Annotated in this window: 22 protein-coding genes; 9 read left to right on the top strand and 13 right to left on the bottom strand. The window is 58.1% G+C overall.

From position 1 onward, the window contains the following. Positions 1-123 precede the first annotated feature (123 nt). Entirely contained in the window at positions 124-1,062 is a 939-nt protein-coding gene (gene rluF / locus NUW46_RS06030; RefSeq protein ID WP_418141633.1) for a 23S rRNA pseudouridine(2604) synthase RluF, read from the top strand. Positions 1,063-1,089: 27 nt separating this feature from the next. Here rluF and NUW46_RS06025 read toward each other — a convergent pair whose 3' ends face one another. From NUW46_RS06025 to NUW46_RS05990, 8 genes are all read right to left on the bottom strand, one after another. Next, complete coding sequence (locus NUW46_RS06025; RefSeq protein WP_136631634.1) at positions 1,090-1,434, bottom strand: YdbL family protein; 345 nt, start codon at positions 1,432-1,434, stop codon at positions 1,090-1,092. 29 nt (positions 1,435-1,463) lie between these two features. Continuing rightward, positions 1,464-1,631, bottom strand: coding sequence for a YnbE family lipoprotein (locus NUW46_RS06020; RefSeq protein WP_418142014.1), 168 nt, complete (start codon positions 1,629-1,631; stop codon positions 1,464-1,466). 44 nt (positions 1,632-1,675) lie between these two features. Next, a complete protein-coding gene (locus NUW46_RS06015; protein ID WP_418141631.1) occupies positions 1,676-3,196 on the bottom strand; it encodes an intermembrane phospholipid transport protein YdbH family protein in 1,521 nt (506 codons plus the stop codon). A 23-nt stretch (positions 3,197-3,219) separates the two neighbouring features. Then, positions 3,220-4,788, bottom strand: a complete 1,569-nt coding sequence (locus tag NUW46_RS06010; RefSeq protein WP_069184208.1) for a bifunctional GNAT family N-acetyltransferase/carbon-nitrogen hydrolase family protein — start codon at positions 4,786-4,788, stop codon at positions 3,220-3,222. A 63-nt stretch (positions 4,789-4,851) separates the two neighbouring features. Continuing rightward, positions 4,852-5,403 carry an RNA 2',3'-cyclic phosphodiesterase gene (gene thpR, locus NUW46_RS06005; protein ID WP_418141630.1) on the bottom strand — a complete coding sequence of 184 codons (552 nt, stop codon included), beginning with the start codon at positions 5,401-5,403 and terminating at the stop codon, positions 4,852-4,854. Between the two features lie 4 nt (positions 5,404-5,407). After that, positions 5,408-6,166 carry an SDR family oxidoreductase gene (locus NUW46_RS06000; protein ID WP_418141629.1) on the bottom strand — a complete coding sequence of 253 codons (759 nt, stop codon included), beginning with the start codon at positions 6,164-6,166 and terminating at the stop codon, positions 5,408-5,410. 30 nt (positions 6,167-6,196) lie between these two features. Beyond that, entirely contained in the window at positions 6,197-6,889 is a 693-nt protein-coding gene (locus NUW46_RS05995; RefSeq protein WP_418141628.1) for an SDR family oxidoreductase, read from the bottom strand. Between the two features lie 66 nt (positions 6,890-6,955). Beyond that, the gene (locus NUW46_RS05990; RefSeq protein ID WP_418141627.1) at positions 6,956-7,282 is read right to left on the bottom strand and encodes a DUF2007 domain-containing protein; all 327 of its coding nucleotides are present in this window, start codon (positions 7,280-7,282) and stop codon (positions 6,956-6,958) included. Positions 7,283-7,388: 106 nt separating this feature from the next. Here NUW46_RS05990 and NUW46_RS05985 point away from each other — a divergent pair, with 106 nt between their 5' ends. Then, positions 7,389-8,459: an alpha/beta hydrolase gene (locus NUW46_RS05985; protein WP_209398589.1), complete on the top strand. Its 1,071-nt coding sequence runs from the start codon at positions 7,389-7,391 to the stop codon at positions 8,457-8,459. A gap of 25 nt (positions 8,460-8,484) precedes the next feature. On the opposite strand, the gene arfB is transcribed toward NUW46_RS05985, so the two are convergent. Beyond that, a complete protein-coding gene (gene arfB, locus NUW46_RS05980) occupies positions 8,485-8,898 on the bottom strand; it encodes an alternative ribosome rescue aminoacyl-tRNA hydrolase ArfB (RefSeq protein WP_153634501.1) in 414 nt (137 codons plus the stop codon). A gap of 84 nt (positions 8,899-8,982) precedes the next feature. Between arfB and NUW46_RS05975 the strand changes: the two genes are divergently transcribed. Next, positions 8,983-9,651, top strand: coding sequence for an SOS response-associated peptidase (locus NUW46_RS05975; protein ID WP_418141626.1), 669 nt, complete (start codon positions 8,983-8,985; stop codon positions 9,649-9,651). Between the two features lie 137 nt (positions 9,652-9,788). Next, entirely contained in the window at positions 9,789-10,289 is a 501-nt protein-coding gene (locus NUW46_RS05970) for a C40 family peptidase (RefSeq protein ID WP_418141625.1), read from the top strand. A 20-nt stretch (positions 10,290-10,309) separates the two neighbouring features. Here NUW46_RS05970 and NUW46_RS05965 read toward each other — a convergent pair whose 3' ends face one another. Continuing rightward, positions 10,310-10,783 carry a DUF4442 domain-containing protein gene (locus NUW46_RS05965; RefSeq protein WP_418141624.1) on the bottom strand — a complete coding sequence of 158 codons (474 nt, stop codon included), beginning with the start codon at positions 10,781-10,783 and terminating at the stop codon, positions 10,310-10,312. Between the two features lie 115 nt (positions 10,784-10,898). Then, positions 10,899-11,504 (bottom strand): LysE/ArgO family amino acid transporter, encoded by a 606-nt coding sequence (locus NUW46_RS05960; protein ID WP_418141623.1) that lies wholly within the window; start codon positions 11,502-11,504, stop codon positions 10,899-10,901. 88 nt (positions 11,505-11,592) lie between these two features. On the opposite strand from NUW46_RS05960, the gene NUW46_RS05955 reads away from it, so the two are divergent. The 3 genes from NUW46_RS05955 to NUW46_RS05945 are packed head-to-tail and all read left to right on the top strand — an operon-like array spanning position 11,593 to position 13,307. Further along, positions 11,593-12,474, top strand: a complete 882-nt coding sequence (locus NUW46_RS05955) for a LysR family transcriptional regulator ArgP (protein WP_418141622.1) — start codon at positions 11,593-11,595, stop codon at positions 12,472-12,474. After that, positions 12,471-12,851 (top strand): gamma-glutamylcyclotransferase family protein, encoded by a 381-nt coding sequence (locus tag NUW46_RS05950; RefSeq protein ID WP_136631640.1) that lies wholly within the window; start codon positions 12,471-12,473, stop codon positions 12,849-12,851. The genes NUW46_RS05955 and NUW46_RS05950 overlap by 4 nt, the downstream gene beginning before the upstream one ends. A 36-nt stretch (positions 12,852-12,887) precedes the next feature. Then, positions 12,888-13,307, top strand: a complete 420-nt coding sequence (locus NUW46_RS05945) for a DUF2721 domain-containing protein (protein ID WP_069184196.1) — start codon at positions 12,888-12,890, stop codon at positions 13,305-13,307. Here the strand turns inward: NUW46_RS05945 and NUW46_RS05940 are convergent. Then, positions 13,298-13,918 (bottom strand): lysostaphin resistance A-like protein, encoded by a 621-nt coding sequence (locus tag NUW46_RS05940; RefSeq protein WP_418141621.1) that lies wholly within the window; start codon positions 13,916-13,918, stop codon positions 13,298-13,300. The two genes, NUW46_RS05945 and NUW46_RS05940, sit on opposite strands and share 10 nt — an antisense overlap. Continuing rightward, positions 13,919-14,764: a crotonase/enoyl-CoA hydratase family protein gene (locus tag NUW46_RS05935; RefSeq protein WP_418142013.1), complete on the bottom strand. Its 846-nt coding sequence runs from the start codon at positions 14,762-14,764 to the stop codon at positions 13,919-13,921. Positions 14,765-14,903: 139 nt separating this feature from the next. On the opposite strand from NUW46_RS05935, the gene NUW46_RS05930 reads away from it, so the two are divergent. Continuing rightward, entirely contained in the window at positions 14,904-15,875 is a 972-nt protein-coding gene (locus NUW46_RS05930; RefSeq protein ID WP_418141620.1) for a ribonuclease Z, read from the top strand. A 142-nt stretch (positions 15,876-16,017) separates the two neighbouring features. Further along, positions 16,018-19,773 carry a DUF1631 family protein gene (locus tag NUW46_RS05925; protein WP_418141619.1) on the top strand — a complete coding sequence of 1,252 codons (3,756 nt, stop codon included), beginning with the start codon at positions 16,018-16,020 and terminating at the stop codon, positions 19,771-19,773. Positions 19,774-19,854: the final 81 nt, after the last annotated feature.

The following is a 19,854-nucleotide window of genomic DNA, read 5'->3' as shown; positions in this document are numbered from 1 at the left end:
TTGTTTGATTGGTTGAGGGCGCCGCCAAGAATGGCAGAGACGGTTAGAAAGAACCAGCCCTGCTGCGACCGGTGTTCCAGACTGATATGATGCCCTACATTCTCACTGGCAACCGGACTCCCGATGACCTCTGGCAATTCCACCCGGCTCAACAAATACATCAGCGAAAGCGGTATGTGCTCCCGCCGGGAGGCTGACCGATACATCGAGCAAGGCAATGTTTACATCAACGGCAAACGGGCGACCGTCGGCGACCAGGTGCTTCCGGGTGACACGGTCAAGGTGAACGGCCAGGTGATCGAGCCACGGGCTGAAGAAGATCTCGTGTTCATTGCACTGAACAAACCGGTAGGGATTGTCAGTACCACGGACAGCGCGGAGAAACACAATATCCAGCGCTTTGTGGGTCACAGCGAACGCATCTTCCCGATCGGACGCCTGGACAAGGACTCCCAGGGCCTGATCTTCATGACCAGCAACGGCGACCTGGTCAACAAGATCCTGCGAGCGGGCAACAACCACGAAAAGGAATACCTGGTTACCGTCGACAAGCCCGTCACCCGGGAGTTCGTGGAGGGTATGGCCAATGGTGTGCCGATCCTCGGAACCATGACGAAAAAGTGCAAGGTGTCGCGGGAGTCACGATTTGTCTTCCGGATCACCCTGGTTCAGGGCCTGAACCGCCAGATTCGCCGGATGTGTGAGTATTTTGGTTACGAGGTTACCAAACTCGAACGTATCCGGATCATGAACGTCAGTCTGAAAGGGCTCGCGGTGGGCCAATGGCGGGACCTGACCGAGAAAGAACTGGCCGGGCTGTTCGATGCCATACGGGATTCGTCGTCAGAGGCGCCGCCCAACTCTGGCAAGCCTGCAAAAAAGAAGCCCGGGGCGAAGACCAAACCACAGACCAATCGAAAGCCTGGATCTTCATCAGCACCGGGCAAGCCCGCCGTTGCTCGGCGACCAGGCCCTAAAGGGAAACCCGCGCCTGGCAAAAGACCCGCCTCCAGCAAACGGCCCAAAGGCGGCAAACCAAGGCAGAAGAGCGTTAAACGGTAACCAGGGCTTGTACCTGGCCATGTCGGGCTACTTTTTCACCCACTTGCCGCCCATTTGCACGTACTGTCCGGCCGGTGTTTTCTCGATGGCCTTCTTACCGGCAACGGTCTCCACCTGGGTGACGGGAATGTTGTGTTTCTCAGCGATCCGCTTGTACTCATCCCGGCGGGCGCTATTGATGGCTTCCACCACTTCGCTGGCCTGCCCTTCGGCGCGCACCACCTCCAGATAACCCGTTGGCGTTTCTCCAACCAGCCCCTGTTGCTTGACCGATTCCAGTTTCTGCTTGGCTTCGTCCAGCCCCATGGCAAGAACGGAGGCGCTGATACCGAACGCCAGAACCAGCGCAAACATCTGCATCAATCGTTTCATCGTTAACCCCTCAAACTTTCCGCGTACAGTCAGAACAGACCCTGTTCGCTGAACAGGTCATCCACTTCCTTATCCACTTTCACGTAGATTTCGTGCTGGATTTTCACGTTCAGGTTGACCGTAATCGGCTCTTTGGGTGCTGCCATCTGCACTGTGGGTGTGCAGGCCGCCATGGACAGTGGCAACATCGCTGTCATCAGTATTCTCGCAAATGGCGGCCTTTCGGGCCGCAAGAGTTTTCTCATGGTGCTGTCTCCTCACCGGATTCCTGCAGCAACTCCCGGACACGTCTGGTAACGGCTTCATTCACCCGGCCACTCAACTGAAGACTGGTCAGAAGCGCCGGAATGTCTTCCTCAAGATTGACATTGAGCACCACTGGCTGCCCGCCCCTGAGCTCCGGGTTTTTGCCTTCAAGTCGAAGGCCCAGCGTCAACTTACCCTGTTCATCGTAGTCTATCGTGCTGTTAAGCACTGAATAGTGAAAGTTTTGCAACGCCTGAACCACAACATCCATGGCCTGATTGCCACCCAGCATTGCCTGAAGCTTGTCCGCCGGCAGGTGCAAACGGCCACCCGGGTCTATGGCTGACACTGTTCCTGCACTCACCTGCACCCCGTCGCCACTGATACCCAGAGGGATTCTTCCACGAAGCTGCCCGCTTCCGGACAACCCCTCCGCTGGATACACCGCCATCAGACGGCTCAGGGAGATATCCTCAACCTCAACGGGGATACGGCCAGAGCCACCTGCCAACTCGTACACCGCAGGAGGAACTCTGAGCGTGCCTTCAAGGAACCGGGCTCTGGCCTGCTGAACCTCCAGAGTTCCGGCCAGCAGTTCCGTCATCGGGGCGTTGTAGTCCGCCGAGAACCGAACCGAGCTGACGGGGATGCCGGCATTGATCTCACCAACGGCCAGGTCCCTGAAACTGGCCGCCACCTGCGAATTCTCCAGAGATACCCGCACCCGGCCGGAGAGACCGGTCACGGCCGTGCGGTTATACACACCCCTGACATCCTGCAAATCCGCGATCCCACTGGCTTCAAGCTCACCGCCCCTGCCGGTGGAAACTGCCATCCAAAGGCGGGCATTGCCGGAATCGACGGTCAGAAGATCCGGCCAGCCAGACAGAGTGCCTGCCAGGGCCCGAACGCCCTGTTTACCGTCGATAACAGACTCGATAGCAACCGAAACGCCGCCATCGGGGTCAAGCTGAACGTCGAGATCGGCGGAGAAACCAGAGCCAGAAACCAAGGTTCCCTGGACGCGGAGTTCGGAAAGGCGACCTTCTGCCCTTCCCTCGAAGTTCCATGCCTGCGGCAACAGGATCGGATGCTCAACACGGGTGGCAGAAACGGCGATATCGCCGTCAATCGCAATGCGGTCTGCCCAGGACCCTGACGCGCCATAGTCCAAGGTAACGGTGGAATTGCTGAGGTCTGTGCGCAGGGTGTTGAACTTCAACGGCTGCTCCGCCCCTGTATAGGCGAGATATTCCGTGATAATCAGCGAGGAAGGAGCAAATTCGATAATCGCAGAATCACTATCGGCCGTGACAGAGGGTCTGATATCCGCCTGGCTTCCGGTGACTTCCCAACCACCAGACCGGATATCCGGCAACGCCATGCCTATCGAGCCCTGATCAATGGCAAAAGACCAGCCTGCGACTGCCAGGGGCCAGGCGAGCAGTGCCGGGCCACCGATCCAGAAAAGCCGACGTCCGATGCGTCTGGGCTGTACGGACCCTTTATCGGGCAAAACGACACTCCTGTCGATCCGGTTCACTCACCGCGCCAGGTCACGCTGTAAAGATCGTGCCGGCGGTCCTGAAGGTTTTTCACGGTACCACTGTTGCGGGCGGTGATCAGCACTTCCGGGCGCAGATCGGCAAAAGCGACGGTTTCCACGTTGGGTTCCGTGTCAGCAGCAATGCCATCCCGGGCAAACGGAAAGTCGCAGGGTGTGAGGATGCAACTCTGGCCGTACTGGATTTCCATGTTCGGCACGTTCGGCAGGTTGCCCACGTTGCCGGACAACACCACGTAGACCTGGTTTTCAACGGCCCTGGCCTGACAGCAGTAGCGCACCCGCAAATAGCTTTGCCGTTCGTCGGTACAGAAGGGCACAAAGATAATATGCACGCCCTGATCCACCAGATGCCGGGTCAACTCCGGAAACTCCGCGTCATAGCAAATCAGCACGCCAATGGTGCCACAGTCGGTCTCGATGGCGCTGACCCGGTTACCGCCCTGCACGTTCCACCAAAAGGCCTCGTTGGGCGTCGGATGGATCTTGGGCTGGCTGAACACCTGGCCATCCCTGAGAAACACGTACGCCATGTTCCGGATGGTGCCGTCTTCCTCACGGACCGGGGTGGAGCCGGCCACAATATTGATGTTGTAGCGCAACGCCAGATCGCGCATCAGTTCGCGGTAGCGCTCGGCGTAATGAGTAACGGCGGCAAAGGTCTCGGCGGGGCTGCCCTTGCGGGCCTCAATGGACAGAAGCTGCAGGGTGAACAGCTCCGGAAACACGACAAAGTCGCCTTTGTAGGTAGAAACAACGTCCACGAAATACCGGACAATCTCACTGAATTCATCGAACGACGCTACCGGGCGTTGCTGATACTGAACCGTGCCGATTCGCACGGTATCGCGCATGCGCTGACCGTACCGTTTCCTGCGCCCGTTTTTCTCGGATTGGGGTACTTTTGGATTGCGCCAGACCAGGTGAATGCCATAGCCCATGGAGTCGTGATCGGCGTCCAGATAATGCGGAATGATGCCGTGCACCTCGAACCCCTGATGAAGCTGGAAGGACAGCACCGGATCCTTCTGTTCCTTGCTTCGGATCGCTTCAACGTATTCTTCGACACTGGTGAACTTCTTGAGGCGCTGGCGCAGACTCGGCAATCTCCCGGCGAAGACCACACCCTGCAACCCCAGCGTCTGGCATAACTGCTTGCGCTCGTTGTAAAGCCGCTCACCGATGCGGTAGCCACGGCATTCCGGATCAACACAGACTTCCATTCCGTAGAGCCAGTCGCCTTCCGGATCATGCCTTGAGGCATAGCCATTGCCGGTTATGGAAGTCCAGTCGTGAGCGGCCAGGGCGATCTCTTCGGCGATCCGGAACGTGGCACAGTAGCCGACCACAGTATCCCCAAGCATGGCAACAAACTGCCCGTCAGGAAAGGTATTGATCTGACCGGTCAACGGCCCCTTGGTGTAGCCGTACATGCCGGTGCCTTCATAAACCCGACGGCTGAGCTGGATGATGCCGGGAATATCCGCCAGCGTGGCATTGCGGACATACAGGCGCTGATCAGGATCGGAAAACGGGGGACACATAGACACCTCAGCAAAGGCGTTGATTTGCCCTCATCTTTGGTGGAGCGACGGCTTTTCGTCAAGCTAAATCCGTTCCCCGGGCCCACTCAGCGGGAAGCGTTCGATGACACGATACTCAGACCCTGCCGGGCCCGGTTTGCTATCGAACAGGGCGAACTCGGTTACCGCAAATTGCCCGAACACAGATGCACCCTGTTCGGCCAGCAGGCGCTCAACAGAGCCCGGCTGTCGCTTGAATCGGGCCAGGGTAATATGCGGAAGAAAGGACCGGCGCTCCGCCTCAAACCCGAGCTTCTCCATTCGCAACCCCAGCGCCTCGTGGATGGCGGCCACCGGCGCTTCCGGCTTCACGCCGGCCCACAGGTTCCGCGGCCTCCGCGACTGGCCGAAACAGCCCAGGCCTGAGACTTCCAGCTCGAAAGGGGTTGGTCGAATTGCACGGGCAGAATCAACCACGGCTTCCAGACGGCTCTCTTCCACCCCACCCAGGAACAGCAGTGTGATGTGCAATTGTTCGGCACTCTGCCATTTGGCGCCCGGCACCGAGACCCTGACGTTCAGCAACCGCTCCTTGATTTCGGAGGGGAGCTCCAGGCCGAAGAAGATCCGTGGCAATTCCTTATTCCTCGTAGATCATCTTGCGTACCATGCCGCCATCTGCCACGACGTTCTGACCGGTGATAAACGAAGCTTCGGGCGATATCAGGTAAGCCGCCAATGAGGCGATATCACCGGGCTGCCCTACTCTGCCCGCCGGATGTTGCAAGTGATCGGTTTCGGAGAGCGGTTCAACCTGTTCTGAGCCTCCCTGCCAGGCCCGGGTATCAATCCAGCCCGGACTGATACAGTTAACCCGGAGATCCGGACCAAGGCTCACGGCCAGGGCATGGGTCAGAGCCACAATGCCTCCCTTGGTGGCAGCGTACGCCTCGGTGTCTGGCTCTGATTGAAGCGCCCTTGTCGAGGCCATGTTTACGATAGCGCCTTTCGTTTTTCGAAGGTGCGGTACCGAGTGTTTGGTGACCAGGAACGGCCCGGTCAGGTTCACATCCAGCCGACGCTGCCACTGTTCAAGGCTCAGGTCCTCCACTGGTCCGGTCTCCGGATTGGCGATTCCGGCGTTGTTGATAACGGCGTCCAGGCGGCCGCCCCAGCGAAGGGTTTCGGCAAGGATGTGCTTCACATCGGTTTCCGAGGCCACATCGCCTGGCAGAAAGCGCAATTGGTGCTTGTCACTGGCGGCCAATTGCTCACCCACGGCCTTGTCGGTATCACAGAACGCCACTTTCCAACCGGCATTGGCCAGGTGAAGTACAATGCCCCGGCCGATGCCCCGAGCGCCCCCGGTTACCAATGCGACGCGATCTGTTTGGCTCAAAACAACCTCCGTTGTGGCTGATCTGCTGATTTACTCAACCTTGGGCGTGGGCCGGACAAGAATCTCATTGACGTCCACATGTGCCGGTTGCGCCACGGCATACATGACCGCATTGGCAATGTCTTCCGGCTTCAGTGCGTGGCCAGGACGTTCATCGAAGAAAGGCGTGTCTACCATGCCTGGCTCAATCAGGGTAACGCGGATACCGGAGCCACGAAGCTCCTCACGAACACCATAGCCAATGGCGGAAACCGCCCATTTGGTCGCACTGTACATGGAACCGGGGATGGTGGCACGACCTGCCGCAGAGCCGGTAAGCAGCAAGTGGCCCTTGCTCTCCCTGAGCGCTGGCATGCAGTGCTGAAGCGTGAGCCCGACACCGTAGATATTGGTGAGGATCATGTCCTTCCAGACCTCAGGATCAGCGCCGCTGAATCCGCCCGGCTCACCGCCCCGGCCGGCATTGGCGAACACCGCATCAATACGGCCAAAGGCTTTCAGAGCCTGATCGACCATGTTCTTCTGATCATCACCGCTCTGGACGTCACACTGCACCGTTAACACCGTTTCCTCGTCACCCAGTTCCTGTTGCAGGCCTTTGAGCTTGTCTTCGGAACGGGCCGCCAGCACCAGACGATAACCTTCTTTCGCCGCTGCTCGCGCTGTCTCTGCACCAATACCCGACGACGCGCCGGTGATCAGCATTACAGGTTGGTCTGCCATAAGTTTCGTCTCCTGTTGCTTGTAATATGTGGATAGGGCTACGCCCGCTGACACCAGATCGATCAGTCAGTAGATCTGCAGCAGGATCAGGGTGAGGATGGCGAGGGCGAACAGGAACCAGCGAGCGTAGTGGTCGGGGCGATCCTCATCGTCGCTAACCGCGCGGCTGACACTGCCACCGGAAGTCTGCTCATACTCTGACACCAGTTGTCGTGCCCGGTAGAGATCCTCGTCACCGACATGGACATTACTGAAACCTGCGGCACCGATCTCGCCCATTGCCCCCTGGAGATAGTGGCCGCCCACATAAGCCTCAATACCGTTGGCTTCCAACAGACCTGCCACGATGTGGGCTTCGGTTATGTCTTTGGCCCGATAGGCAATTTGCAACACGCGACTCCTTCTGTGACCGTTCCGGGCAGAACCGGGACAAATCTGCGAGTATTATCTAGAGGATAGTTCGCCCCGCAACGAGGGGCCAATAACGTACGGATCGACCATGCTCTGGATTATTCTTGCCGTCATCGTATTCATTGTTGCCGCAACGTTTCTGCTGTTCCGGCTTGAGGATCTGTCGCATCTGGATGGAGACAATCCTCCGGTTCGGGAGGGCAAACCAAGCCCGGCAAATCGCGAGGTACTGGGGCGCATCCGGGAGATGGGCGAGTCCTCCAGGGGGCTTCGGGGCAAGGCAAGACTGATGGCGCTCCGCAAACACATGGATGGCCTGAGTGAAGGGCTGGAGCTGGCTTCCGAGTTTCGTTTCAACGCATCGCCCAGGGGAGAGTGGGTCCTGGCCCCGGGTTGCGATACGCGGCGGCGAGTTCTGTACATCCACGGGGGTGCCTGGGCTGCCGGCAGCCCCAGAAGCCATCGGGCGATTACGGACAGGCTGTCGGCGATCACTGGTGCCGCTGTTTTTGCCGTGGATTATCGGTTGATGCCTGAGAACCGTTTCATGGACGGTGTCCGGGATTGCCGGGATGCCTACTCCTGGCTGCTGAAGCACGGGCCGGACGGTGACGAGCCTTCAGACTTTATGTTGATCGCCGGGGATTCGGCCGGCGGCAGTCATACCCTGGGGCTCATTGCGTGGATTCGTGACAATGGCCTGCGACAGGCCGACGCCGCAATCGCTTTTTCGCCTTCCACCGATCTGACCCTGACGGCGCCGAGCAACCGCAACAACATTGGTACCGATCCCCTGCTCGGGCCTGTGTTCGGAGGCTTGTCGAAAATCCCCCTGCCAGTGATCTGGTGGGCCACCTTGGCGGCATTCCGGGTCTCACCGACAAGCCCTGTTGCCTCGCCACTGCGCGGGGACCTGAGGGACCTGCCACCAACACTGATACAGGCCAGCGACACCGAGATGTTGCTGGACAATGCCCGTCGCTATGCCGCCAGGGCAAAGGCTGCCGGCTCTCCGGTCGCGCTCCACACCTGGCCGGGCATGGTGCATGTGTGGCAGATCTTCGTGCCACTGCTTCCGGAGGCCGAAGAGGCCTTCGAGGATATCCGGGCCTTTCTGGCAGAGGTTGAGTCTGGCGACCAGAGCCAGGCTTCGGCCTGACTTTGAACAGTCGGTCGGGAACTGGCTAGACCGACACCTTGCCCCGCAGGGCCTTGGTTTTACCTCGCTGGGTTTTACGATCCACCCTCTTGCGCTGGGCAGCGCGGGTCGGTTTGGTGGGTCGGCGAGCCTTGCGGGGCTTTACCGCCTCCAGAATCAGCTCTTTGAGCCGCTCCAGTGCATCTTCCTTGTTCAGTTCCAGGGTCCGGAAGGATTGCGCCTTGATGATCAGCACACCCTCTTTGCTGATTCGCTGATCATTGAGCGACATCAGCCGCTCCTTATAGAAAGGCGGCAAGGAAGAGTGGGGGATATCAAAGCGCAAGTGCACGGCGGAGGCCACTTTGTTCACGTTCTGGCCACCGGCACCCTGGGCGCGGATCTGGGTGATTTCGATCTCCCAGTCGCCAATTTCAACAGCGTTGGATATTTTCAGCATCTGCTAAGATTAACAAAATACGAACCAGCGGGCTCCCATGAGGACCGCTCCCCATTAAACCCGGGACAGGAAGCAGCCGACACCATGTGCGGACGATTCACGTTTTATACACCTCCGGATACGCTGATCCTCGAGTTTTTTCCCGAAGGTATGGAAGTGGACGGGCGCTTTAATCCCAGCTACAACATTCCGCCCGGTACTGGCATTCCCATGATCCGCATGAGCATGAACGGTAGCCTGATCATGGCGCACTCCCATTGGGGCTTTCGCCCGTCCTGGGCAGATGAAAAGGCCCCCGCCCCGATCAATGCCCGGGCAGAAACAGCGGCTACCTCGAAGTACTTCCGGGACGCCTTTGCCCACCACCGCTGCCTGATTCCTGCCAATGGCTGGTACGAATGGCAGCAGAGTGAACAGGGCAAGACGCCTTACTACATCACGCCATCGGACACCGGGGAGAATCCGGCCATTTTCTTTGCCGGTCTCTGGACACCGAGGGAGGGCGACGAAACCACCGCCTGCGCCATTATTACCGAGCCCGCCAGCGAGAGCCTGAAACACATTCATGATCGCCAACCAGTGGTACTCCACCCCGGCTGTCTGAGGGACTGGCTGAACCCGGAAATCAGTGATCGCACCCGGATACGGGCAGTAACCCACCGCCTGGACCCGCAACACCTGAAAGCCGTTCCCGTGTCCCAGGAGGTCAATAACCCGAGGCATGACAGGCCGGACCTGATCCGGGAAACCTGATTGTCCGGAGGTTCCTGACGCCGGTTCGAGGCCTCCGAAATCAACCAGAAGATCAACAAAATCTCACGAACCGTAACCTGACATCAGGCCGCCCGAGGCTTAGAGTGTAGGATGAGGACACCGATACAGGATTGAGCATGCGCAATTCCCTGCAAAATCTTTTCGCTCTGGCAGTCATGGCGCTTGTACTTGGCGGTTGCGCCAGCAGCGGAAATATCAAGCCGTCCTCATCCGCGCCGGTGCAGCCGTTGCCTGTTGAGGCATCCGGTTCCGACAAGGCACAGAAGCTCTGGCAGGTGTTCGAGCGCTACCGGGGAACCCCCTACGAATACGGCGGCACCTCTTCTGACGGCTTCGATTGCTCCGGATTTATTCTTACCGCCTATCAGGAAGGGCTCGGCAAACAGTTGCCCAGGACAACCGGCCAAATGCTGGCCGATGGTGATGTGGTTCATCCTGGCGAGATTCAGCCGGGCGACGTGGTGTTCTTCCAGATTGGCGGCAAGGAACAGCACGCGGGCATCTACATGGGCGGAGACCGGTTTATCCACGCCTCCACGTCTGCAGGCGTTATCCAGTCCTCAATCAGCGGTTATTACTGGAAAGGGCGCCTGACCGAAGCGCGGCGCTTCGACTGAGCCGGGCTGACCAGCCCGCTTCAACGATTTTTGCGACGCACGTAGAGTACTTTGTGCACGCGCGCGACCAGATCACCGGATTCATCAACAATATCCACGTCCCACTCTGGCAGCATTTTGTCTCCGTTTGCCGTTGCGGCGCGGATCTCGTCAACACGCTCATCGGTCAGCTCAAACCGGGCCATCACCTTGCCTTTGCCGGGGCGAATAAAATCGATGCTCGCGGATTTGTCCCACACGATGTAGTCGTTCCCCAGCCTACGCATCAGTAGCAGCATGTACATGGGATCAACCATGCTGTAGAGAGAGCCGCCGAAGTGGGTGCCGACGTAGTTGGTGTTGTACCAGTGCTGGCCCATCTCCACCGTTGCCGAGCTGAAGTCATCGGCAATATCGGTAACGCGAATGCCTGCTCCGAGATAGGGAGCAAACGTGGACAGCATGCGGCGCATGGCCCCTGCGCTGGCAAGCCAGCGACGTACGGTGGAGTTCATCACATATCCTCGGTGGTAAAAATGACTGCAAATTCAGTAGCACACTATCTTCCTCTGTGTCGTGCGCTGATGCAAGAAATTCATACGACCGTTTGAATATTAAAGACCACCGATATTAAAGACCACTGAACGTGAGGTGCAGGGCGATAGCAGCCATCATAACGCCGATGACGCCATCAATAGTGCGCCAGGCCAGCGGCCGCGCGAGAATCGGGGCCAGCGCCGAGCCACCCCAGGCCAGCAGGCCGAACCAGAGAATCGAGGCGCTACTCGCACCAGCCACGAAGGTAGTCGCGTCTTCCTGCTGGGCGCCGACAGCCGGAATCAGAAGCAGCGTATCCAGGTAAACCTGAGGGTTGAGCAGTGTGACCGCCAGGGTCGTGAACACGACGGCCTTCAGGCTTCGCTTGGTCACCTCACCCGCTTCCAGGGCTGCCCTGCCGCGGCTGGCGCGAACAAATGACTGGATTGCAAGCCAGCCAAGGAACGCCACCCCCAGCCAGCGGAGAATCTCAAGGGCCTCCGGCATGGCCATCAGGGCAGCACTGATGCCGAACATACCCAGCGTGAAAAGCGTGACATCCGCCACCATGCACAAGCCGGCTGACCACCAGTGGTGTTCCCGGCGAATTGCCTGGCTCAGCAAATAGGCGTTCTGCGCGCCAATCGCCACGATAATGCCGCCACACACGATCAATCCGGTCAGGTAACTCTCAAGCACGTTGGTTTCTCCTCAATCAATGGCGCAAGGTTACCGGTTTACATCTATACTGGAAATTCATACTCATTATGCTGCATCAGTTTTCCTTATGATTGACTACAAACTGCTGGAAGCGCTGGCGACGGTTGTTGAGTGCGGGGGGTTCGAGCGCGCCGGTCTGGCGCTTGGGCTGAGCCAGTCGGCCGTTTCCCAACGCATTCGGACACTTGAAATCCGGCTGGGGCAACCGGTTCTGGTCCGTAGTCCGATACTCAAAGCGACACCCGCCGGGCAGCGCCTGCTCAATCACGTTCAGCAGGTGCAACTGCTGGAAAGAGACCTGACCAAATCCATTCCGGCGCTCTCGGAACCCACCGCCAGACTCCGCATTGCACTGAATGCCGACAGCCTGGCCACCTGGTGGGCGGCCGCCGTAGGCAGTTTCTGCGCGGACGAAACCCTGCTACTGGATCTCGTGGTAGAGGATCAGGACATAGGCCTTCGCCGAATGCGCGAGGGGGATGTGGCGGCCTGCCTGTGCAGCAGCCCCCAGCCAGTTGCCGGTGCGCGATGCGTGCCAATTGGCACCATGATCTACATGCCCCTGGCAACGCCGGAGTATGTTGACCGATATTTCGGGAACGGACTCAGTGAGGCCAGCCTGCAGAATGCCCCGGCCATCGTTTTTGGGCCAAATGACCAGCTGCAACACAGGTTTCTGGCACAGTGCGGCTATCACGGCACCTTCCCCCACCACCTCTGTCCTTCCTCGGAAGGTTTTGTGAACCTTGCGCTGGCCGGCATGGGCTACGGCATGATTCCGGAAATGCAGGCACGCCCGGAAATTGCTGCGGGACGGCTGGTAAGCATTGCGCCTGAACAAACCCTGGAAGTACGGCTATACTGGCACTTCTGGCGCCACGGTGGCGGCGTGATGGACCGACTGACTACTGCCCTGCGCTCTGCCGCCATGCTCAATTCAAGCGCATGAACAATGGAGGAGCACCAATCAGATTCAAGCACCGTGTAGCGGTTTACGGCACATTGAAGCGAGGCCGAAACAACAGCCATATTCTGCGGGGCGCGCGGTTTGTTGGAACCGACTGGATGCCGAAGCTGAGCCTGTATCACCTGGGCCCCTTCCCAGGCGCTGTAGAGGAACCTTCCTCGGGCGTTCGCGTGGAAATCTATGAGGTTAAGGATTCCACGCTGAAGGTTTTGGACGAGTTGGAAGACTTCTTTCCTGAACGCCCGCAGAGCAGTCTGTATATCCGTCGGACCATGGACACCCGCCACGGGCCGGCCTGGGTGTATATTTACAACCGGCCGGTCAAAACAATCCAACGGCTGAACTCCGGAAGCTGGTAGGCCAGCTCACGCCCCGCCACAGAAAAGGACACGAGATTGGATCTGACAACGCCTGCCCTGCTCTTCCCCGCCATTTCGTTGCTATTGCTCGCTTACACCAACCGTTTTCTGGTGCTCGCGCAGCTCATACGCCAGCTCAAGCAGATGGACACCGAGGAAGATCACGCGCTCATCGCCCGGCAGATCAGCATGCTGCGGAAACGGATTGTGCTGACCAAACGCATGCAGGCATTCGGGGTACTCAGTTTCTTCCTGTGTACCGTCTCCATGTTCCTGCTGTTCCTGGGCGCGGAATTGCCGGGCGTGGTGGCGTTTGGCGCCAGCCTGGTGCTGCTGTCTCTCTCGCTGCTGTACTCACTGTATGAAATCCAGATCTCAACCAATGCGATCAACGTTGAGCTTTCCAACTTTGAGGCGCGCAAGAGTGCCGGGCGGGAAGATGTCGACTATTCATGAGGCCGGTTTGCGGCGGGCTCGACAATCTTTACACCAAACCAGCGCGGAAACCGGAGCAGACAATAGAGCGCGATCATGTCGTAAACGGCATGCCAGATCATGACCAGCGCCAGGCTCTCTGATAGCTCATAGGCCGCGCCCAGTATCAAACCGAGCCCGGTTGCTACCAGAAAGTAGGTGAACGATACGTAGTGCACCAGCCCGAACAGCACAGACGCCGCCAACACCGCAGTCACCGGATCCGTATGCGCCATCAGCCAGCCCTGGATTGCGCCGCGAAACAACAGCTCTTCACCAACGCCGGCCAATAGGGACAGCAAGACCAACACCAACGGAGAATAACTGGAGGCAAAGTCATACAGCCCCTGCATCTGGCGTTCAAGATTCTCCGGAAACAGGCGTGGAACGCGCGTCAGCAGAAGCAGCAAGCCGTAAGTCGCAACGGCACCCAATGTGCCGTAAATCAGGCTTGGCCAGAGCCCCGGGCCGATAAGCAGCACCGGAATCCCGAATACCAGAATGGCCACCAACCCTACGACCCCAATGCCGCCCTGGAACAGCAGCGCAGCATTGGGGGAAATACCGGATTTTCGCCCTTTACCAAGCGCCATTTACTGATCGAACAGCGGTTTCACCGGAAACAGCGCATCGTACTGGGGCGCCTGCTTCTGGGCTTTCGCCTGGAAGGATTTCATCATGTCCGTCGGACGGAACATGCCCGCCTGCCAGGTGGCCATGTACTTCAGGCTGTCTTCCACACTGTGATCGCGGCTGTAATTAAGCATTTCCTTGCAACCAGTCACCGCCAGTGGTGAGTTCGCGGCAATCTGACCGGCAATGCCCATGACCGCTTCCAGCATGGATTCCTGCTCAGGGTATACAGCGTTTACAAAGCCGAGATTCCGGGCTTCAGCGGCGGAGAATTTGCGCCCGGTGTACGCCAGTTCGCGCACCACGCCCTCGGGCATCAGTTTGGGCAGGCGCTGAAGCGTGCCAACGTCGGCGGTCATGCCCAGCTCGGTTTCCTTGATGGTGAAGTAGGCATCTTCCGTGCAATAACGGCTGTCCGCCGCACACACCAGATCAAGAGCTCCGCCAATGCAACCACCATGGATGGCCGCCAGTACCGGCAGGCGGATTTTTTCCAGGGAGGTCAGCGTATCCTGCAACTGCAGTACGACCCTGCGCAGGTTTTCCGCCATACGGCCAGGGTCCCCATTCATGGGCACCGCCTTGGGATCGCTGAATACACCCAGGTCCATGCCGGCCGAAAAGTGTTTGCCGGTGGAAGAGATGACAATCACGCGAGCGTCGGTGTTGGCTTCAATATCCTGCATGCAACGGGGCAACTCGAGCCAGAACGCCTTGTTCATGGTGTTCAGCGCCTCAGGGCGCTTGAACTGGACATGGGCGATATGGTCTTTGACCTCAATCGAAAAACTCTCGTAACTGGACAACTCAGACAAGACAGCACTCCTTATTATGTATTCCGAAAACCGGCTCTTAAGCGAACACCGCGAATAATGGTTTCTCTATTCTGCTACCTTCGTATTATGGCGGACAGAGAGACGACACGTTAACCCGAAAAGGCCTGGTATGGAATTCACCTTCCTCGGCACGTCAGCCGGAACACCCACGAAAGCTCGCAACGTAACCGGCCTGGCATTGAGTCATGGAGGCCCCAAACACTGGTACCTGATTGACTGCGGGGAAGGCACCCAGCACCAGTTGTTGCGAACGCATCATTCGGTGATGCAACTCCAGGCCATATTTATCACCCACATTCACGGCGACCACACATTCGGGCTGCCGGGGCTGCTCACAAGCGCCTCAATGCTGGGCCGAACCGCCCCGCTCTACCTGATCGCGCCCCGTCCGGTAAAAACCTTCGTTGAAGCAGCGCTGGGCAACAGTGACTCAAGCCTCAGTTTTGAAATACGATTTGTTGATTCCGAGGCAGAAAGCTTTCACTGGGAGGACGAAGCGCTGTCGGTTACGGCAGTTCCCCTCTCCCATCGCGTATCCTGCCGGGCGTTTGTGTTCACTGAAAAGAACCTCGAACGCCAGCTGCTGCGTGACAAACTTGAAGCTGACGGTATTGAGGCCGGCCCAGCCTGGGGCCGAATGCAACAGGGCCACGATGTGGTTCTGGAAGATGGCCGCCTGGCCCATTGCGACGACTACACCCAAATTGCCAGAAAACCACGTAAAGTGATTGTTGCCGGTGACAATGACCAACCTGACCTGCTTCTCGAAGCAAGCACGAATGTCCAGGTTGTGATTCACGAGGCAACTTACACGCAGGAGGTCTCGGACCGGGTCGGCCCCTGGCCACAACACAGCTCCGCGGCCCAGGTAGCCCGTTTCGCTGAGGCCGCCGGTGTTCCGCATCTTGTGTTGACCCATTTCAGCTCCCGCTACCAGCTCAACCCGAACGCCTATCCACACATTGGTGAGATCGAATCCGAAGCCAGGGGCATCTATAGAGGGAACCTGTATCTGGCAAACGACTTTGCCTGCTATGAGCTTGGCAGGGATCTGATACTGAGACCTTCCGAGCGTCTATAATGAGGGCGTGGCTCCTGGGCCGTCAGCAAATTGATGTGTCGCTTTTGTAGATTCACCTTTGCGTTCGGCGAAGTTCAAATTACACTGCAATCGGGGATAATCTGAACAACAATTCACTTTTCACTGCTCAGGAAGGCGGTCAATGGCCCGGTTTAACGCAAAACAGTCCAGTCTCAGCAAGGATGCGGTCGTCGTCACTCCCGGCCTCATTCCTTGTGGCTGTATCATCGACAGCGTGACTCTGGACAGCAAAGAACTCCGCCTCGGCCTGAAGCATTTCTCCTCACCCGCTGTGCTTGATCAACTGTCATCGTCTGCCTCCGCCCAGGCGGATCTGCACGTTTTCCTCGATCATGATCATGACAAGCAACATCTCCATTTTCGGGGAGCGGTTCGCAGCGGCCGGGGCGACAGTATTTCGCTCGAACTCCAGGGCATCACCCCGGACCTCGAACGCGAAGTTGATCTTCTGGTGCAGCACACGGGCAAGAGCAAACTGGCGGACCCCGCGCCGGCGCCCGCGCTGAAACAACTTTATCACCAGCATTGCCGGCGACTTCTGGAACAGTTGCTTCCGGAATTCATGGAGGGCACGTTCGAAGGCATTGAAGCCGATCTGGAACAAGCGGCCGAGCTTCGTGAAATCACCCGACTCAAGGATATGCGCTTCATCTTCCAGAGCCGACAGCAGCGGATGCTCCAGGATTTTCAGGCGCAGTTTCAGGCCAACCAGACAACCCTTGAGCCAGCTCCCGAATCCGGGAACAACGCCAAAGAATTGCATCTTCTGCAACAGCACGAGTTTGAAGACTGGCTTGATTTGCAGGCCATCGCCACGGGCATAAGTAAGGCAAACTCCGGCGCGACCTTTTTGCTCAACCAGTTCCTCAACCAGATCTTCCGTCAGGACGTCAACGACGACAACAACCCGCTAACGCCTCGCGCACTGTGCGTGTGCCTGCAATACATGGTCGACCACCTGGGTATTGCGCGGGAGCACCGCCTGACCATCTACCGGGCCTGGGAGAGCGCTCTGGGCAGGGTGTGGCCCGCAGCCATCCGCTCCCTGATCAATGATTGCCGCCGGGCAGGACTGGAAGCCCTGGACATCACCGAGCTGCCGGCGAACTGGTCGCTCAGGGAATACGCCCAGGAGGACACAGGTTCTCCAGGTGAAACGGACAAGGGCACATCGGACAAGCCGGCGGAAGCCGACGCCACCGGGCACTCAATGTCAGGGATGCCATCGGCTGGCCGTTCCCTGTTCCAGTTGATGGCGCTTGAGGCAAGCCCCTCGTCTGAACCCGCAGACTGGGAGGAACCCAATCCGAAGCTCTCGGAAAACCTCCGTTCCAGGCGCCGCGAACTCCTGAACAGGTTGCACGAGGATGAACCGAATATGGCAGGTTTGCTGCGGGAACTGGCCGACTCGGACGCCGAACTGGCCAGCGCCCTTGACCGGACAGCCGTGGAAAAAGCCAACCTGGTGGACCGGTTGTTTGCACCGCTGGAAACAAACGAAGGACTCTCGGGTTCGCTTCGCCACCAACTGCAGAAACTTCGGCTGCCGGTGTTTGAAACGCTGGTCGAAACACCGGACTTTCTGAATACCGACGATCACCCCGCCCGGGACATAATCAATAACCTGATGCACATCTGCCTTGCAGAGAGGGCATCGAGCAAGAAACTGGAAGCGACGGTTGCCGACATTGTCGAGGAACTGACGGAAATCGAGGTATCGGATCCAGACCTGCTGGAAAGTCTGGGCCAACGCCTGAAACAGCTGGTTGAGCGGCAGGACCAGTCATTTATCCGAAACTCGGAACGGCTGGCCAAAACCCTGGAGGGCAAAGAGCGCCTGCGCAAAACTCGCAAGCAAGCCCGGCAACGACTGAATGAACTCCTCGGCGGCAGGCAGGTTCCAAAAACGCTGATTCGACTGCTTCAGGCGGGCTGGGAACAATTGATCGTCCTGACAATGTTGCGGGAAGGCCCGGAGAGCCGACACTGTGAGGAACTTGTTGATGTCGTAGCACAGCTCCAGGCCTGGCTGTCTCCAGCCGGCACCTCTGGTGAGCTGGCATTTGAACGGGAACTTGAAAGCAGTGTCATGCTGCAATTCATTGAGCGGGAACTCAAAACCACCGGTGACATCTCCCGAACCCGACCGGCCATAGACGAGCTATCCGGGATCCTGCAGGGCACTATGGAGGCAGAGACCACCTGGGTGGAGGAATACCGCGACGCCGATGAGACACCATTGACGCTGCCCCCGGAGCTCGAAGACAGCCGTTGGGTTTCCAGGGCAAAGGACATTGCCGTCGGCGATTGGGTTGAAGCCTGGTTTGAAAACGGGGAGACCCGTCGCATGCGCCTGGTCTGGGGTGGCGAGGATTCACTCCGGTTTGTTTTTCTCTCGCCCAAAGGTATGAGTGAAGTCAGTTACGGATTCCCGGAGTTTGTCCAGAAACTCGCCGAAGGCGAAGCCTGGCTGGTTGAAGATGGCGACATCCCGTTCCTTGATCAAAGCCTGTTCAGCATTGTTGAGGACGTGTACCGGAAGCTGAATTTTCAGGCCACCCACGATGCCCTGACCGGCTGCATGCACCGCCACGACTTCGAAAAACAGGTATCAAGGCTGATCAGCGCGGCACCCTCGTCGCCGGACGAGAGTGATTCCGCTCTTATGATCCTGGATATAGACGAGTTCAGCGTCATCAACGCCTCCTATGGTGCGGAAGCCGGCGATGCCCTGTTGCGAGATGTCGCCGAACTGCTACGAAGAGCGTGCGGTGCCAAATTCTCGGAATCCTACGTTGGCCGAATCAGCGGTAATGAGTTTGCCGTGCTCATCAATAACATCAGCACGGAGGACTGCCTGGATTTCGCAGAATCCCTGCGGCGAAACTTCGAGCAGCAGGTTTTCCAGCATGGGCCGGCGGAATACAAGGCAACGGTCAGTATCAGTATTCGACCGGTTACTGGTGCCGCTCACTCCCCCGGCGATCTTCTCAACCAGGCGAGCCTATCCCTCAAGGCGGCCAAGAAACTGGGAGGAAACCGGATTGAGCTGGCGAAAGGACAGAGGGACCCGTCAAAGCTTGGCACGCCTCAGTGGGTTACGGAAATCGACCGGACCATCCGCGACGGCAGCCTCTACCTCCGGGCACAGCCAATTGTTGCACTCGCCCCTGAAAGCGGCGAAGGCAAGATGTATGAACTCCTGCTGGGCCTGAAAGACAGCTCGGGCAATGAGATTTCGCCCCAGGGTTACATTGAGGCGGCCGAACAATTCAAACGCAGTACCCGGGTTGATCTGTGGGTCATTTCCGAAGTGTTGGCGTGGATGCGTAACAACCCCGAGTCGCTCGACAGGATTGCCACCTTGAACGTCAACCTGTCAGGCTCCTCACTGAGCGATGACAGCTTCATGCTCGGGCTGGAGTCAAACCTCCGGGCCCATCAGGAACTGGCGCACAAGCTGTGTTTCGAGGTCACCGAGACCTCGGCTGTCGCCAACCTCCACTTTGCCTCGGATTTCATGCGTGAAATGAAGCGCCTGAACTGTCGGTTCGCGCTGGACGACTTTGGCACCGGGCTATCTTCCTACGCCTACCTTCAGAAACTGCCTGTGGACTTCGTGAAAATCGACGGCATTTTCGTGCGGGACATGGCCACCAACCTGACCAACTACGCCATGGTGAGGTCGATCAATGAGCTGTGCCATTTCCTGGATCTCCAGACCATTGCAGAATATGTGGAAGACATGGAAATCATGGACACCCTCAAGGAGATCCAGGTGGACTACGCCCAGGGCTTTGCCATTGCCAAACCTCGCAGGCTCGACAGCCTTGGTACCGGGACTTCTACTAACCCGGTTTATGCCTACAAGAAATAGCTTTGCTTTTCACATTGGCAGGAGTACAGTGGGGCTCGTTGGAAAGATTGAGCAAAGCATTTCATCAATAAGACCGCTCAG

This window comes from Marinobacter sp. MA (genome assembly GCF_048298425.1).
Taxonomy (GTDB): domain Bacteria; phylum Pseudomonadota; class Gammaproteobacteria; order Pseudomonadales; family Oleiphilaceae; genus Marinobacter; species Marinobacter salsuginis.
This window is presented reverse-complemented; position numbering and strand designations above follow the sequence as displayed.

Excerpts from the sequence above, each read along its gene's own strand:
- NUW46_RS05965 (WP_418141624.1), bottom strand. The coding sequence starts at position 10,783 with ATGAACTCCACCGTACGTCGCTGGCTTGCCAGCGCAGGGGCCATGCGC.
- NUW46_RS06020 (WP_418142014.1), bottom strand. The coding sequence starts at position 1,631 with ATGACAGCGATGTTGCCACTGTCCATGGCGGCCTGCACACCCACAGTG.
- NUW46_RS05955 (WP_418141622.1), top strand. The coding sequence starts at position 11,593 with ATGATTGACTACAAACTGCTGGAAGCGCTGGCGACGGTTGTTGAGTGC.
- NUW46_RS06025 (WP_136631634.1), bottom strand. The coding sequence starts at position 1,434 with ATGAAACGATTGATGCAGATGTTTGCGCTGGTTCTGGCGTTCGGTATC.
- rluF (WP_418141633.1), top strand. The coding sequence starts at position 124 with ATGACCTCTGGCAATTCCACCCGGCTCAACAAATACATCAGCGAAAGC.
- NUW46_RS06010 (WP_069184208.1), bottom strand. The coding sequence starts at position 4,788 with ATGTGTCCCCCGTTTTCCGATCCTGATCAGCGCCTGTATGTCCGCAAT.
- NUW46_RS05975 (WP_418141626.1), top strand. The coding sequence starts at position 8,983 with ATGTGCGGACGATTCACGTTTTATACACCTCCGGATACGCTGATCCTC.
- NUW46_RS05995 (WP_418141628.1), bottom strand. The coding sequence starts at position 6,889 with ATGGCAGACCAACCTGTAATGCTGATCACCGGCGCGTCGTCGGGTATT.
- NUW46_RS05925 (WP_418141619.1), top strand. The coding sequence starts at position 16,018 with ATGGCCCGGTTTAACGCAAAACAGTCCAGTCTCAGCAAGGATGCGGTC.
- NUW46_RS05985 (WP_209398589.1), top strand. The coding sequence starts at position 7,389 with ATGCTCTGGATTATTCTTGCCGTCATCGTATTCATTGTTGCCGCAACG.
- NUW46_RS05940 (WP_418141621.1), bottom strand. The coding sequence starts at position 13,918 with ATGGCGCTTGGTAAAGGGCGAAAATCCGGTATTTCCCCCAATGCTGCG.
- NUW46_RS05950 (WP_136631640.1), top strand. The coding sequence starts at position 12,471 with ATGAACAATGGAGGAGCACCAATCAGATTCAAGCACCGTGTAGCGGTT.
- arfB (WP_153634501.1), bottom strand. The coding sequence starts at position 8,898 with ATGCTGAAAATATCCAACGCTGTTGAAATTGGCGACTGGGAGATCGAA.
- NUW46_RS05970 (WP_418141625.1), top strand. The coding sequence starts at position 9,789 with ATGCGCAATTCCCTGCAAAATCTTTTCGCTCTGGCAGTCATGGCGCTT.
- NUW46_RS05930 (WP_418141620.1), top strand. The coding sequence starts at position 14,904 with ATGGAATTCACCTTCCTCGGCACGTCAGCCGGAACACCCACGAAAGCT.